This window comes from Pseudomonas entomophila (assembly GCF_023277925.1).
Classification (GTDB): Bacteria; Pseudomonadota; Gammaproteobacteria; order Pseudomonadales; family Pseudomonadaceae; genus Aquipseudomonas; species Aquipseudomonas entomophila_D.
In genome coordinates this window covers 3,931,740-3,945,584 of sequence record NZ_CP063832.1, presented here as the reverse complement: position 1 = coordinate 3,945,584, position 13,845 = coordinate 3,931,740, and the positions used below count along the sequence as shown (strand labels likewise).

Below are 13,845 nucleotides of genomic sequence, written 5' to 3'. Positions count from 1 at the left end.
GGGACACCGTAGGATTTCCTGCCAGGATGGCGGGGTGAAATGGAAGTCACAGGGAAACAGTCTGGAAAACCCCGCTTCGGCGGGGTTTTCTTTGTGCGCGTGTTTCAGCCAAGCACATCCAGCGGCGACACGCCCAGCTGACGTGCGTCGGTCTCTTCCTCCAGCAAGGTGCGCAGCAGCTCGACCGAGGCTTGCTGGCGCTGGGCATCGCGAAACACCAGGCCGACTTTCAACGGTACTCGCGGCTCGCTCAATGGTTTCCACAGCAGCGCCTGGTCATCCTCTGCGGCATCCTTTGCCCGCCCGGGCAGGATGGTCGCCAGCGCCGTGTGCGCCAGGCTGTCGAGAATCCCCGCCATGTTGTTCATTTCCGCCTGCACCTGTGGCCTGCGCCCCAGGTTGGCCAGCTGTGCCTTCCAGATCTGGCGGACCTGGAATTCCTCCCCCAGCATCAGCATCGGCAGCTCCGCCGCCTGGCGGATCGAGACTTTCTTGAAATCCTTGAGCGGGTGGTCATTGGGTATGACCAACTGCAGCTCGTCCTCGTACAGCATCAACCCATGCAGGCCGGGTTGGCGCGGCGGCAGGTAGCTGATGCCGATGTCCAGGCTGCCATTGAGCAGGCGCCGCTCGATCTCCAGCCCCGACAATTCGTAGATCTGCACTACAAGATGCGGCTGGGCCCGGCGCACACGTTCCAGCAACTGCGGCACCAGGCTTGGCCTCACCGTCTGCAGCACGCCGATGGCCAGGGTGCGCAGCGACTGGCCCTTGAAGTTGCGCATGGCTTCGTGGGCCCGTTGCAGGCCGTCGAGCAAGGGCAGGGCATGGTTGTATAGGGTATGGGCGGCCAGGGTGGGCAGCAGGCGTTTGTTGCTGCGCTCGAACAGGTTCAGGTCGAGGCTGTGCTCGAGCTGGCGGATCTGCTGCGAAAGCGCCGGCTGGGACAGCGACAGGCGCTCGGCGGCGCGGCCCACATGGCCTTCTTCATAGACCGCGACGAAATAGCGCAGTTGGCGGAAATCCATAAGTAGCACTTATCGAAAAAGCTGGAAAATCGGAATGGCCCCAGCGTGGCTTGGCGCCTAGTCTATCGCCGTATTCCAGAGGGTTACAGCGATCATCACGCTAATTGTTACCCCGTAGGAAAAACACTTTTGATAGGCAAGGCAAAATATCTGAGCCACGGCGCCAGGCCGAGCCTTGACCGCCCTCGACCGTGAAAGGCTGGAACCCCGATGAACCTGTTCAACCTGCGCCGTCCGGCCCCTGCACCTGCTGAACCAAAGCGTGCACCGGACGCCGAACCGGCGCCGGCGCAGATCGCCCGCAAGCGCTTGATGCCCAGTGCCGAACTCGCGCCGCAGGTGTTTGTGCGTGGCCAGGGCTCCTGGCTGTGGGACAGCGAGGGGCATGCTTTCCTGGACTTCACTCAGGGTTGCGCGGTCAACAGCCTCGGTCACAGTCCTGGCGTGCTGGCCAAGGCATTGAGCGACCAGGCCCAGGCGTTGATCAACCCTGGCACGGGTTTGCATAGCCGTGGCCTGCTGAACCTGGTCGACCGACTGTGCCAGAGCACCGGCAGCGACCAGGCCTACCTGCTCAACAGCGGCGCCGAGGCCTGCGAAGGGGCGATAAAGCTGGCGCGCAAGTGGGGCCAGCTGCACCGCAATGGTGCTTACCACATCATTACCGCCAGCCAGGGCTGCCATGGCCGTAGCCTGGGGGCGTTGTCGGCTTCCGATCCGCTGCCGTGCAACCGCTGCGAACCAGGTCTGCCAGGTTTCAGCAAGGTACCGTTCAACGACCTGGCGGCGCTGCATGCCGGTGTCGACTCACGCACCGTGGCGATCATGCTCGAGCCGATCCAGGGCGAGGCCGGGGTGATCCCGGCGACCCGTGACTACCTCCAGGGTGTCGAACGCCTGTGCCGTGAGCTGGGCATCCTGCTGATCCTCGATGAGGTGCAGACCGGCGTCGGGCGCTGCGGCGCGCTGTTGGCGGAAGAAACCTACGGCGTACGGGCCGACATCATCACCCTGGGCAAGGGCCTGGGTGGCGGGGTGCCATTGGCCGCGCTGCTGGCGCGAGGTACCGCCTGCTGCGCCGAGCCGGGGGAACTGGCAGGCAGCCATCATGGTAATGCGTTGATGAGCGCGGCCGGCCTGGCCGTGTTGCGCACGGTGCTGGAGCCCGGCTTCCTCGAGCATGTGCAGGACAGCGGTCGTCATCTGCGTGATGGCCTCTGCCGCCTGGCAGGGCGCTACGGCCAGGGCGAGGTGCGTGGCCAGGGCCTGCTGTGGGCCATGCAGTTGCATGAGGCCGAGGCCGGTGAGTTGGTCGAGGCGGCGCTGCAGGAAGGGCTGCTGCTCAATGCCCCACAGGCCAATGTGCTGCGCTTCTCGCCGGCCCTGACCGTGAGCAAGGGCAACATCGACGAAATGCTGGTGCGTCTGGCCCGGGCCTTCGCCCGTCTGCATGCACGGCAACACGACCGCCGCGAGGTATCGGCCTGAACGGCCGCCCCGGCAAACCGAATTTCAACGAACCGTCTCGCGTTTCTGCGCATCGCCCCTGGCCTGCAGTATTTGGCCCGGGGCGTTTTTTTTGCCTGGCGCGCGGCGGTGGAACCTCTGCGCTGAGTGGCTGGTCTCTGTTGAAACCCTTCAAGGAGCGCAGCCCATGGACTTCATCCGCATCATCATCGCCATCATCCTGCCGCCGCTGGGGGTGTTCCTCCAGGTCGGGTTCGGTGGGGCGTTCTGGCTGAATATCCTGCTGACCCTGCTGGGGTACATCCCAGGGATCGTCCATGCGGTGTACATCATCGCCAAGCGTTGAGCCGGCGGTGCCACCTGCCAATCAGCGGGTGGCCGCCTTCGGCTTGTAGGCGCAGTAGCCTGGGCGCGGCCCGACCTTGGGGTGATTGCGGCAGGTGTCGGGGCGCTTGTCATAAATGGTGCACAGGCGGCTCTTGCGGTCCAGATAGAGGCAGTCGTCGTTGCTCATCCGGGTCAGGGTGAAGATCCCGGACTTCTGGTTGAAGCGCTCGATGATGCCGTCCTTCTGCAGGCGCTTGGCGATGTTCTTGGGTGGCTCGTCTTTCTCGAACTCGTCCACCACGCCAATGCGGATCAGATCCTTGATCTTCACCTCCACCGGCAGGGTGCAGCAGGTCGAGTGGCAGCCGCCACACATGTGGCTGGCATAGCGCTGCCAGGTCTCCAGGCGGTCGACTTCGGCGGCGGCGATCAGGGTCGGTTTCATGGTTGCGGTTTTATTCTTGCAAGGGAAATCACGGTTTTGGGGCGCGCGATGATACCGGAGTTGTTCAATTTGTGAACAACCTTTTGCCGGGTTTACCGGTGCTCGATGAAAACCGCGAACCGTCGCTGTCGCTCCCTGTCAGAGCGTCTAGGCTGAACACTCTCCCTGCGCTTTCGCCCACTTGCCCGAGGATGCCCCATGTCCCAGGAAACCGAAGCCCGTGACGAAAAGGCCCATAGTGCAGAGGTGGCGGCTTTCCGCGCCGCCGTGCTGGCCAAGCTGACCTACGCGGTCGGCAAGGACCCGGAGCACGCCTTCGACCACGACTGGTTCGAAGCCATCGCCCTGGCAGCCCGCGATCACATGGTCGATCACTGGATGGACCACACCCGGCGGGCCTACCGACGCAGCCAGAAGCGTGTCTATTACCTCTCCCTCGAATTCCTCATCGGCCGCTTGCTGTACGACAGCTTGAGCAACCTCGGTTACCTGGAGATCGCCCGCGAGGCCCTGCAAGGGCTGGACGTGGACCTTGAGCGCATTCGCTTGCTCGAGCCCGACGCGGCGTTGGGCAACGGTGGCCTCGGCCGCCTGGCGGCGTGCTTCATGGAGAGCATGTCGACCTTGGGCATCGCCGCCCATGGTTATGGCATCCGCTACGAGCACGGCCTGTTCCGCCAGGCGGTGGTCGATGGCTGGCAGCAGGAGCAGACCGAGAACTGGCTGGATTTCGGCAACCCCTGGGAGTTCGAGCGAGCCGAAGTGATCTACCCGATCAGCTTCGGTGGCAGTGTCGAGACCGTGACCGAAGCCAGTGGCCATCAGCGTCAGGTCTGGTGGCCAGGCGAGACGGTGCGGGCGGTGGCCTACGACACGCCGGTGGTCGGCTGGCGCGGGGCCAGCGTCAACACCCTGCGCTTGTGGCGTGCCCGGGCCCTGGAGGAGTTGCATCTTGAACGGTTCAACGCCGGCGATCACCTGGGGGCGGTGGCCGAAGTGGCCCGGGCCGAGAGCATCTCGCGGGTGCTGTACCCGGCCGACAGTACCGAGGCCGGCCAGGAATTACGCCTGCGCCAGGAGTACTTCTTCGTCTCCGCCTCGTTGCAGGACCTGCTGCGTCGCCACCTGAACATGCACGAAACCCTGATGAACCTGCCGGATGCCGCCGCAATCCAGCTCAATGACACGCACCCGTCGATCGCTGTCGCCGAACTGATGCGGCTGCTGGTCGACCAGCACGAGATTCCCTGGGACAAGGCCTGGCAACTGACGGTCGACACCCTGGCCTACACCAACCACACCCTGTTGCCCGAGGCGCTGGAAACCTGGCCGGTGGCGTTGATGGAGCGCATGCTGCCGCGGCACATGCAGATCATCTATTTGATCAACGCCTATCACATCGACTCGCTGCGCGCCAAAGGCCTGCACGACTTCGATGTGTTGCGCGCGGTGTCGCTGATCGAGGAGGACAATGGCCGGCGGGTGCGCATGGGCAACCTGGCCTTCCTTGGCTCGCACAGCGTCAACGGTGTGTCGGCGCTGCACAGCAAGCTGATGAAAAGCACGGTGTTCGCCGAACTGCACAAGCTTTACCCGCAGCGGATCAACAACAAGACCAACGGCATCACTTTCCGCCGCTGGCTGTACCAGGCCAACCCGCCGCTCACCGCCATGCTGATCGAGGCACTGGGGCCGGAGGTGCTGGACGACCCGGAAGGCCGGCTCAAGGCGCTGGTGCCGTTCGCTGACAAGGCCACCTTCCGCACGCAGTTCGCCGCCCAGCGCCTGCACAGCAAGCGCGCCCTGGCCAGCCTCATCCAGGACCGCCTGGGGGTTACGGTCAATCCCGAGGCGTTGTTCGACGTGCAGGTCAAGCGTATTCACGAGTACAAGCGCCAGTTGCTCAACCTGCTGCACACCGTGGCGCTGTACCAGGCCATCCGCAACGACCCCGGCATCGACTGGGTGCCACGGGTGAAGCTGTTCGCCGGCAAGGCCGCGGCCAGCTATCACCAGGCCAAGCTGATCATCAAGCTGGCCAACGATATCGCCCGGGTGGTCAACAACGACCCCACCGTGCGCGGCCTGCTCAAGGTGGTGTTCCTGCCCAACTACAACGTCAGCCTGGCCGAGAGCATCATCCCGGCGGCGGACCTGTCCGAGCAGATCTCTACCGCGGGCTACGAAGCGTCTGGCACCAGCAACATGAAGTTCGGCCTCAACGGCGCGCTGACCATCGGTACGCTCGATGGCGCCAACGTCGAGATGTGCGAGCAAGTGGGGGCGGAGAACATGTTCATCTTCGGCTTGACCGCCCAGCAGGTGGAGGCGCGCAAGCGCAGCGGCGATTTTGGCGCCGCCGCGGCGATCGCCGCCTCGCACCGCCTGGGGGATGTGTTGCAGGCGATCCGCAGCGGGGTGTTCTCGCCGGACGATCCGGCGCGCTATGCCGGGTTGATCGATGGGTTGATTGCCCATGACCGCTTCCTGGTGTGCGCCGATTTCGATACGTACTGGGATGCCCAGCGCCGGGTCGAGGAGTTGTGGCATGCGCCGCAGGAGTGGTGGCGCATGGCGGTGCTCAATACGGCGCGGATGGGCTGGTTCTCGTCGGACCGAACCATTCGCGAGTATGCGACCGAGATCTGGAAGGCGCTGGATTGAGTCGTCCGCAGTTCGCCGGCAAGGCCGGCTCCTACATGCGCCCTGTAGAAGCCGGCCTTGCCGGCGAACCGCCGCTGCACAAGGCTCAAGCCGACCACTGGCCTGCTTCTCGCTGAACTCAAGCCCCCCAGACGAGTCTCTTTGCTCGCTAGCGCTGCACTCTCCCTGTAAACTGCGGGGGTTTTTCTCCCCCTTTCCATTTCGGAGCCATACATGTCCCGCGTTACCCTGAGTCGCTATCTGATTGAGCAGACCCGCAGCAACAATACCCCTGCCGATCTGCGCTTCCTGATCGAAGTGGTGGCGCGTGCGTGCAAGGAGATCAGCCACCACGTTTCCAAGGGCGCCCTCGGCGGCGTGCTGGGCAGCATGGGCACCGAAAACGTGCAGGGCGAGGTGCAGAAGAAGCTCGACGTGATCTCCAACGATATTCTGCTCGAAGCCAACGAGTGGGGCGGCCACCTGGCCGGCATGGCGTCCGAAGAGATGGACAACGCCTACCAGATCCCGGGCAAGTACCCCAAAGGCGCGTACCTGCTGGTCTTCGACCCGCTGGACGGCTCGTCGAACATCGACGTCAACGTCTCGGTCGGCACCATCTTCTCGGTACTGCGCTGCCCTAACCAGTACCTGAGCCAGAACGAAAGCCTCAACGAAGCAGCCTTCCTGCAGCCAGGCACCGAGCAGGTCGCCGCCGGCTACGCCATCTACGGCCCGCAGACCATGCTGATCCTGACCCTGGGTAACGGCGTCAAGGGCTTCACCCTGGACCGTGAACTGGGCAGCTTCGTGCTCACCCACGAAAACATCCGCGTGCCGGAAACCACCGCTGAGTTCGCCATCAACATGTCCAACCAGCGCCACTGGGAAGCCCCGGTACAGCGCTACGTGGGCGAGCTGCTGGCGGGTGAGACCGGCCCGCTGAAAAAGAACTACAACATGCGCTGGATCGCCTCGATGGTGGCCGACGTGCACCGCATCCTGACCCGTGGCGGCCTGTTCATGTACCCGCGCGACGCCCGTGAGCCGAGCAAGCCGGGCAAGCTGCGCCTGATGTACGAGGCCAACCCGATGTCGTTCATCATCGAGCAGGCCGGCGGCGCCTCCACCAACGGTTACGATCGCATCCTCGACATCAAGCCGGAGAGCCTGCACCAGCGCGTGTCGGTCATCCTCGGTTCGAAGGAAGAGGTCGAGCGCGTCACCGCCTACCACAAGGAGTAAGCCATGCTCGCACCTTGGCAGCCGTTGCTGGAGTGGTGGTTCGGTTGGGGCACGAGTCCCCAGGCCGTGGCTGACGAGAAGAACACGCTGTGGTTCGGCAAGCATCATGATGCCGATGCCCACGCCATGTTCGGCGACCTGGTCGAGCACGCCCTGGCGGGCGGGCTCGACGAGTGGCAGCAGAGCCCGCAGGGCTGGCTGGGGTTGCTGATTCTGCTGGATCAGCTGCCGCGCATGATCTATCGCGACACGCCGCGTGCCTTCGAGGGTGACCGGCGTGCCCAGGTAGTGGCGATGCAGGGGTTGCAGAAGGGCTGGGACTATCAGCTGCTGCCGATCCAGCGGGTGTTCGTGCTGCTGGTGCTGGAGCATGCCGAGGTGCTGGATTGGCAGAACCTGTGCGTCGAGCGCTATCAGGTGCTGCTGGCTGAGCAACCGGAGGCCAACCGCCGGTTGTTCGAAGGCTTCCTCGACTACGCGGAACAGCACCAGCGGGTGATTGCCCGGTTCGGTCGCTTCCCGCACCGCAACCTGGTGCTGGGGCGGCCGAGCACCAGCGAGGAGATGGACTTCTTGCTCGAGCCTGGGTCCAGGTTCTGATACGACGGCTGCCTTGCAGCCTGTTCGCCGGCAAGCCGGCTCCTACGGGGACTCGTAGAAGCCGGCTTGCCGGCGAATGCTTCAGATCCTGAAGCTACCCACCAGATGCTTCAACCGCTCGACCTGATGCTCAAGGTCGGTGCAGGCACGCAAGGTGCTCTGCAGGTTGTGCACCCCTTCCTGGTTCAACGTATTGATCTCGTTGATGTCGACATTGATCGACTCGACCACGGCCGTCTGCTCTTCGGTGGCGGTGGCCACCGACTGGTTCATGCCATCGATCTCGCCGATGCGCTGGGTGACGCTGCCCAGGCGCTCGCCGGCCTGGTTGGCGATGCCCACGCTGCGGTCGCTGTGCGCCTGGCTCTGGTTCATGGTGCTGACCGCCACCTGGGCGCCGGCCTGCAACTCTTCGATCAGGCGCTGCACCTGCTGCGCCGAATCCTGGGTACGGTGGGCCAGGTTGCGCACTTCGTCCGCCACCACGGCGAAGCCACGGCCGGCCTCACCGGCGCGGGCGGCCTCGATCGCGGCGTTCAGCGCCAGCAGGTTGGTTTGCTGCGAGATGCCGCTGATCACATCGAGGATCTGGCCGATGTTCGCCGTGTGGTTGTTCAAGGTCTCGATATTGCCGCTGGCGTCGCTGATGCGCGCCGACAGCTGATTCATCACGTCGATGGTCTCGCCGACCACCTGCTGGCCTTCCTCGGCCAAGCCCCGGGCGGCGCTGGAGTGCTGCGAGGCGAGGGCGGCGTTCTGGGCGATTTCCTGGGCGGCGGCCCCCAGCTGGTTGATCGCCGCGGCCACGCTGCTGGTGCGGCTCGACTGCTGGTCGGCGTTGTGGATCGAGGCGTTGGAGGCGTTGACCACCTGGCTGGCCACGGCATTCACCTGGCCGGTGGCCGAGGCCACTTCACGGATCGATTCGTGGATGCGCTCGACGAAACGGTTGAACGACTGCGCCAGGCTGCCGAACTCGTCCTGGGCGTGGATGTTCAGGCGCCGGGTCAGGTCGCCTTCGCCCTCGGCGATGTCGCGCATGGCGCGGCCCATGATATGCAGCGGCTCCATCAGCACGCGGATCAGCAGGCCCAGCAGGGCGATGATCACCATCACCGCGATCAGCGTCGCCACCACCGCCGAGGTGCGCAGTTCGCCCAGCATGGCGAAGGCGGCATCCTGGTCCAGCACCAGCGCCACGTACCAGTCCGCCGACGGCACGCCGTCGACATGGGTGAAGCTGATGAACTGCTTGCGGCCGTCGACTTCGACTTCTTTCAGGCCGCTGCCAATGCGCAGGTCGCTGCCAGGGTAGACGTCGGCCAGGGCCTTGAGCGCCAGCTCGGCTTTGGGATGGATGAGCACCTTGCCTTCGCCGTTGACGATGAAGGCATGCCCACGGCCGCCAAAGTCCAGGGTGTTGATCAGGTTGCTGATGGTCTGCAGGTCGGTGTCGACGCCACTCACGCCGATCATGCGCCCACCCTGTTGCACCGGGGTGGCGAGGGTGATCACCAGCTTGCCGGCCGAGACCGAGATGTACGGCTCGGTGACGATGGTCTGGCCCGCCGCGCTGGCCGCCTTGTACCAGCCGCGCACGCGCGGGTCGTAGTCGGCGGCGCGGTTGCCCACCGGTACTGATTGCATGCTGCCGTCCTGGCCGCCGAAGTAGGTGAGGATGAAGTTGCTGCCATACACCGGCAGCGCCAGGATGCGGTCGAGGCTGCTCTTGCCTGGGCCGTCGACGGCCACCTGCTGGGCTACCGAGTTCACCAGCTGGATGCGGCTGTCGAGCCAGGTGCGGATGTTGCCGGCGGTGAGGTTGCCCAGTGACTGCAACGTCGACTCGGTGTCGCTACGCAGCGACTGGCGCTGTCGGTAGTCGTTGAACAGGACGAAGCAGGTGAAGGCGACGGCCACCACCAGGGCGGCGGCCAGCAGGATCTTGTGGCTGAACTTGAGGTTCTTGGTCATTTTTTTGAAGTCTGCGCACGGGCACGAAGGAGGGGCGGGTGCGGCAAAAGGCCACACCACGGCTCTGTGTCGTCACGCCGGGATAAAACATTAATCGTTTGCGCACCAGGCGACCAACGGCGCACAACGAAACCTCGACGCACAGGGAACCGAGCAGCCATTTTCCCTTCTAAGCTCCCTACAGGCCCTCATACCTGTGTACCCATCTCCAGGAGTGTCCCTTCATGTCGTTGCGTTCCCTCGCCCTGTTGTCCTTGTGCGTCGTCCTGACCGCTTGCAGCAAGATCAACCAGGAAAACTATTCCAAGCTCAAGGCCGGCATGAACAAGGCCGAGGTCGAGCAGTTGCTCGGATCGCCGAAAGAGTGCTCCGGCGCGCTGGGCATGAGCAGTTGCACCTGGGGCGACGAGAAAAGCTTCATCAGCGTGCAGTACGCAGCCGACAAGGTCCTGATGTATTCCGGGCAGGGGCTCAAATGAGGCGCCTGCACCTGCTGTTGGGGGTCTGCCTGGTGATGCTGCTCGGTGGCTGCGCCACCTCGGCCACCGACCCGCTGGCACCGAAGACCGCAGGTGCGGTCGATCTGAAGCGTTATCAGGGCAAGTGGTTCGAGCTGGCGCGTCTGCCGATGAAGTACCAGGACGGCTGCGCCCAGTCCGAGGCCCACTACAACCTCAAGCCGGACGGCAGCGTGGGCGTGCTCAACCGTTGCCGCACGATGGGTGATGAGTGGCTGCGTGCCGAGGGCCATGCCACGCCGCAGCAGCCGGGGCACACCGACAAACTGTGGGTGGAGTTCGACAACTGGTTCACCCGGCTGGTGCCTGGCGTGGCCAAGGGCGCCTACTGGATTCTCTACGTGGATGATCGCTATCGCACGGCGATCGTCGGCAGCCCGGACCGCAAGTACCTGTGGATACTGTCGCGTACGCCTTCGCTACCGGCCTGGGAGCGGGAGAACCTGCTGGCCAGGGCGCGGCAGCAGGGCTTCGATACCAGCCGGTTGATCTGGCGTTCGCCGGACAAGGATATCGTTGCCCGGCATTGAGGCCATAAGGCTGCTTGCATTGCAGGGACCTGTAGGAGCGGCTTTAGCCGCGAACCCCGGCAAGGCCGGGGCTGGCACCGCGTTGTTTGCTTCGCGGCTGAAGCCGCCCCTACAGGCTATGTGCTCAGGCCAGAAGCTGGCGCAACACCTCGACAAATGCCACCGCGCTTTCCTCTTCCTGATCATGCCGCCCCTGGCGCACCAGCCACTGGCCGTTGACCATCACATCGCGCACCTGGCGGTCGCCGCCGGCGAACAGCCAGCGGTTCAGGATGGCGTCGCCATCGGCCACGGCCAGGTACGGGTCCTGCCCGTCGAGCACCAACCAATCAGCCCGCTTGCCCACCGCCAGTTCGCCGATCGGCTGGCCCAGTGCCTGGGCGCCACCCACCAGCGCGGCGTCGTACAGGGTTCGCCCGACCATCGGCTGGTCCGCGCCATAAAGCCGGTTGCGCCGTTGGTCGCGCAGGCGCTGGCCGTACTCCAGCCAGCGCAATTCCTCGACCACGCTCAGCGACACATGGCTGTCCGAGCCGATGCCCATGCGCCCGCCCTGGGCCAGGTAGTCCACTGCGGGGAAGATGCCGTCGCCCAGGTTGGCCTCGGTGGTCAGGCACAACCCGGCCACCGCGCCACTGCGAGCCATGGCGGCGACTTCGTCGGCTCCGGCGTGGGTGGCGTGGACCAGGCACCAGCGCTCATCCACATCGACATGCTCGTACAGCCATTGCAGCGGGCGACGGCGGCTCCAGGCCAGGCAATCGTCGACCTCCTTCTGCTGTTCGGCGATATGGATATGGATCGGACAGGTGGTGTCACTGGCACCCAGCACGTCGGCGATCTGCCCGGGTGTGACGGCGCGCAGCGAGTGGAAGCATAGCCCCAGCTGCTGCGCTGGCTGTTGCGCCAGCAGTGGTGCAAGTTGCTGTTGCAGGCGCAGATAGTGTTCTGTCGAGTTGATGAAGCGACGCTGCCCCTCATTAGGTGTCTGCCCGCCAAAGCCCGAGTGGCTGTAGAGCACCGGCAGCAGGGTCAGGCCGATGCCGCTGGTCGCGGCGGCGGCGCTGATACGCCGGGACAGCTCGGCCGGGTCGGCGTAACGCTGGCCGGCCTGGTCATGGTGCACGTAGTGGAATTCCGCCACCGAGGTGTAGCCGGCCTTGAGCATCTCGATGTAGAGCTGGCGGGCGATGACTTGCAACTGCTCGGGGGTGATGCGCCCGACCAGGCGATACATGAGGTCGCGCCAGGTCCAGAAACTGTCGTTGGGGTTGCCGGCCACTTCCGCCAGCCCCGCCATGGCCCGTTGGAACGCGTGCGAGTGCAGGTTCGGCATGCCCGGCAGCAGCGGGCCGGCCAGGCGCTCGGCGCCCTCGGCGTCGGCATCGGCCATGATCGCGGCCAGCCGGCCATCGGCGGCGACCTCCAGGCGGACATTGCGGGCCCAGCCCGTGGGTAGCAGGGCACGTTCGGCGAAATAGGCTGGCATCGGTGAAATCCTGTTATTGTTCAACTTGTATATACATATACAGCTGTTTGCCTGCCGGGTAAACTCCGGCAAGCTACCGTTCACTCCAACCGTACAAGGACTCAACGCCGTGCCGACACTTCCTGTCTCCGCGCTGGTTGCCCAGATGGGCGAAGGGCCGGCGCCGCTCTACGCCCGGGTGAAACAGATGATCATCCAGCAGATCGAGAGCGGCAGCTGGCCGCCCCATCACCGGGTGCCCTCCGAGAGCGAACTGGTCAGCGAGCTGGGTTTCAGCCGCATGACCATCAACCGCGCCTTGCGCGAACTGACCGCCGAAGGCCTGCTGGTGCGCATGCAGGGGGTCGGCACCTTCGTCGCTGAGCCCAAGACCCGCTCGGCGCTGTTCGAGGTCAACAACATCGCCGACGAGATCGCCGGCCGTGGCCACCAGCATAGCTGCCAGGTGATCACGCTCGCCGAGGAAGCCGCTGGCTCCGAGCGCGCCCTGGCTTTGGATATGCGCGAAGGCCAGCGGGTGTTCCACTCGTTGATCGTGCACTACGAGAACGGCGTGCCGGTGCAGATCGAAGACCGCTACGTCAACGCGGCCATCGCCCCGGACTACCTCCAGCAGGACTTCACCCGACAGACGCCCTACGCCTATCTGTCGCAGGTCGCGCCGCTCACCGAAGGCGAGCACGTGGTCGAGGCCATCCTCGCCGAGCCTGAAGAATGCAAGCTGTTGCAGATCGAGCGGGGCGAGCCCTGCCTGCTGATCCGCCGCCGCACCTGGTCGGGCCGCCAGCCGGTGACTGCCGCGCGCTTGATCCATCCCGGTTCCCGTCATCGCCTTGAAGGACGATTCAGCAAATGAGCCAGCTGCAGCTGTTGCGCGCCCACGACTACCCGCGCATGCCCTGGAAGAACGGTGGTGGTTTCACCGAAGAGATCACCCGTGATGCAGGCGACAGCCTGGACGGTTTCGGCTGGCGCCTGTCGATCGCCGATATCGAGGAGTCCGGTGGCTTTTCCACCTTTACTGGCTATCAGCGGATCATCACCGTGCTGCAGGGCGATGGTATGCGCCTGTTGGTCGACGGCCAGGCCACTCGGCCGCTGCTGCCGTTCGATGCGTTCGCCTTCAGTGGCGAGAGCCAGGTCAGCTGCAAGCTGCTGGGCGGGGCGATTCGCGATTTCAACCTGATCTACGCGCCGCAGCGGTATCGGGCGCGCTTGCAGTGGCTGGATGGCAGCAGTCGGTTGTTCAGTTCGGCATCGACGGTGTTGCTGTTTGCCGCCGGCAATCATGTCGAGGTGGCGCTGGCCGGGCAGAGCACACAGCAGCTTGGGCGGTATGACTGCCTGCGGATCGATGGCAACGAGGGCCTGCTGGAGCTGGATGTGCAGGGGCGGTTCTGCCTGATCGAGCTGATGCCACGCTGACATGTGTAGGAGCCAGCCTTGCTGGCGAATATGCCCGGACGGGCGGTTCGCCAGCAAGGCTGGCTCCTACAGAAGTATTCCAAGGTCGCCTCGCGGCCTTTTTTTTCATCCGAGGAACGGTCGGTCTTTTTTGGTTGCCTATGCTTGTACATAC

At 64.6% G+C, this 13,845-nt stretch carries 13 protein-coding genes and 1 pseudogene; 9 read left to right on the top strand and 5 right to left on the bottom strand.

Annotated elements, in window-relative coordinates:
- Positions 1–104 precede the first annotated feature (104 nt).
- The gene (locus IM733_RS17445; RefSeq protein WP_248917778.1) at positions 105–1,028 is read right to left on the bottom strand and encodes a LysR family transcriptional regulator; all 924 of its coding nucleotides are present in this window, start codon (positions 1,026–1,028) and stop codon (positions 105–107) included.
- A gap of 210 nt (positions 1,029–1,238) precedes the next feature.
- Here IM733_RS17445 and IM733_RS17440 point away from each other — a divergent pair, with 210 nt between their 5' ends.
- Both IM733_RS17440 and IM733_RS17435 read left to right on the top strand, forming a co-directional pair.
- Positions 1,239–2,516, top strand: coding sequence for an aspartate aminotransferase family protein (locus IM733_RS17440; RefSeq protein ID WP_248917777.1), 1,278 nt, complete (start codon positions 1,239–1,241; stop codon positions 2,514–2,516).
- A gap of 166 nt (positions 2,517–2,682) precedes the next feature.
- Positions 2,683–2,841 carry a YqaE/Pmp3 family membrane protein gene (locus IM733_RS17435; RefSeq protein WP_009681539.1) on the top strand — a complete coding sequence of 53 codons (159 nt, stop codon included), beginning with the start codon at positions 2,683–2,685 and terminating at the stop codon, positions 2,839–2,841.
- A 21-nt stretch (positions 2,842–2,862) separates the two neighbouring features.
- Here the strand turns inward: IM733_RS17435 and IM733_RS17430 are convergent, their stop codons facing one another.
- Complete coding sequence (locus tag IM733_RS17430; RefSeq protein WP_248917776.1) at positions 2,863–3,267, bottom strand: YkgJ family cysteine cluster protein; 405 nt, start codon at positions 3,265–3,267, stop codon at positions 2,863–2,865.
- Between the two features lie 198 nt (positions 3,268–3,465).
- Here IM733_RS17430 and IM733_RS17425 point away from each other — a divergent pair, with 198 nt between their 5' ends.
- The 3 genes from IM733_RS17425 (at position 3,466) to IM733_RS17415 (ending at position 7,755) form a co-directional block, all read left to right on the top strand.
- Positions 3,466–5,931 carry a glycogen/starch/alpha-glucan phosphorylase gene (locus IM733_RS17425; RefSeq protein WP_248917775.1) on the top strand — a complete coding sequence of 822 codons (2,466 nt, stop codon included), beginning with the start codon at positions 3,466–3,468 and terminating at the stop codon, positions 5,929–5,931.
- Positions 5,932–6,144: 213 nt separating this feature from the next.
- Positions 6,145–7,155 carry a class 1 fructose-bisphosphatase gene (locus IM733_RS17420; RefSeq protein WP_011536096.1) on the top strand — a complete coding sequence of 337 codons (1,011 nt, stop codon included), beginning with the start codon at positions 6,145–6,147 and terminating at the stop codon, positions 7,153–7,155.
- A gap of 3 nt (positions 7,156–7,158) precedes the next feature.
- The gene (locus tag IM733_RS17415; RefSeq protein ID WP_248917774.1) at positions 7,159–7,755 is read left to right on the top strand and encodes a DUF924 family protein; all 597 of its coding nucleotides are present in this window, start codon (positions 7,159–7,161) and stop codon (positions 7,753–7,755) included.
- 81 nt (positions 7,756–7,836) lie between these two features.
- Here IM733_RS17415 and IM733_RS25795 read toward each other — a convergent pair whose 3' ends face one another.
- On the bottom strand, positions 7,837–8,562 hold the full coding sequence (locus tag IM733_RS25795) for a methyl-accepting chemotaxis protein (RefSeq protein ID WP_420806634.1): 726 nt from the start codon (positions 8,560–8,562) through the stop codon (positions 7,837–7,839).
- A gap of 129 nt (positions 8,563–8,691) precedes the next feature.
- Positions 8,692–9,729, bottom strand: a pseudogene (locus tag IM733_RS25790) (HAMP domain-containing protein); the annotation flags it as partial.
- 224 nt (positions 9,730–9,953) lie between these two features.
- Between IM733_RS25790 and bamE the strand changes: the two are divergent.
- A complete protein-coding gene (bamE, locus tag IM733_RS17405) occupies positions 9,954–10,208 on the top strand; it encodes an outer membrane protein assembly factor BamE domain-containing protein (RefSeq protein WP_028688397.1) in 255 nt (84 codons plus the stop codon).
- The gene (locus IM733_RS17400; protein WP_248917772.1) at positions 10,205–10,777 is read left to right on the top strand and encodes a lipocalin family protein; all 573 of its coding nucleotides are present in this window, start codon (positions 10,205–10,207) and stop codon (positions 10,775–10,777) included. The genes bamE and IM733_RS17400 overlap by 4 nt, the downstream gene beginning before the upstream one ends.
- A gap of 124 nt (positions 10,778–10,901) precedes the next feature.
- Here IM733_RS17400 and IM733_RS17395 read toward each other — a convergent pair whose 3' ends face one another.
- The gene (locus IM733_RS17395) at positions 10,902–12,266 is read right to left on the bottom strand and encodes a formimidoylglutamate deiminase (protein ID WP_248917771.1); all 1,365 of its coding nucleotides are present in this window, start codon (positions 12,264–12,266) and stop codon (positions 10,902–10,904) included.
- Positions 12,267–12,411: 145 nt separating this feature from the next.
- On the opposite strand from IM733_RS17395, the gene hutC reads away from it, so the two are divergent.
- Together hutC and IM733_RS17385 are read left to right on the top strand one after the other, a co-directional pair.
- Positions 12,412–13,122: a histidine utilization repressor gene (gene hutC, locus IM733_RS17390; protein ID WP_248921194.1), complete on the top strand. Its 711-nt coding sequence runs from the start codon at positions 12,412–12,414 to the stop codon at positions 13,120–13,122.
- Positions 13,119–13,691: a HutD/Ves family protein gene (locus tag IM733_RS17385; protein ID WP_248917770.1), complete on the top strand. Its 573-nt coding sequence runs from the start codon at positions 13,119–13,121 to the stop codon at positions 13,689–13,691. The genes hutC and IM733_RS17385 overlap by 4 nt, the downstream gene beginning before the upstream one ends.
- The last annotated feature ends 154 nt before the right edge of the window (positions 13,692–13,845 follow it).

Bases quoted from the DNA above. Each gene is read 5' to 3' on its own strand.
- IM733_RS17440 (WP_248917777.1), top strand. From the start codon at position 1,239: ATGAACCTGTTCAACCTGCGCCGTCCGGCCCCTGCACCTGCTGAACCA.
- IM733_RS17385 (WP_248917770.1), top strand. From the start codon at position 13,119: ATGAGCCAGCTGCAGCTGTTGCGCGCCCACGACTACCCGCGCATGCCC.
- IM733_RS17420 (WP_011536096.1), top strand. From the start codon at position 6,145: ATGTCCCGCGTTACCCTGAGTCGCTATCTGATTGAGCAGACCCGCAGC.
- hutC (WP_248921194.1), top strand. From the start codon at position 12,412: ATGGGCGAAGGGCCGGCGCCGCTCTACGCCCGGGTGAAACAGATGATC.
- IM733_RS17395 (WP_248917771.1), bottom strand. From the start codon at position 12,266: ATGCCAGCCTATTTCGCCGAACGTGCCCTGCTACCCACGGGCTGGGCC.
- IM733_RS17415 (WP_248917774.1), top strand. From the start codon at position 7,159: ATGCTCGCACCTTGGCAGCCGTTGCTGGAGTGGTGGTTCGGTTGGGGC.
- IM733_RS17435 (WP_009681539.1), top strand. From the start codon at position 2,683: ATGGACTTCATCCGCATCATCATCGCCATCATCCTGCCGCCGCTGGGG.
- IM733_RS17445 (WP_248917778.1), bottom strand. From the start codon at position 1,028: ATGGATTTCCGCCAACTGCGCTATTTCGTCGCGGTCTATGAAGAAGGC.
- IM733_RS17430 (WP_248917776.1), bottom strand. From the start codon at position 3,267: ATGAAACCGACCCTGATCGCCGCCGCCGAAGTCGACCGCCTGGAGACC.
- bamE (WP_028688397.1), top strand. From the start codon at position 9,954: ATGTCGTTGCGTTCCCTCGCCCTGTTGTCCTTGTGCGTCGTCCTGACC.
- IM733_RS17400 (WP_248917772.1), top strand. From the start codon at position 10,205: ATGAGGCGCCTGCACCTGCTGTTGGGGGTCTGCCTGGTGATGCTGCTC.
- IM733_RS17425 (WP_248917775.1), top strand. From the start codon at position 3,466: ATGTCCCAGGAAACCGAAGCCCGTGACGAAAAGGCCCATAGTGCAGAG.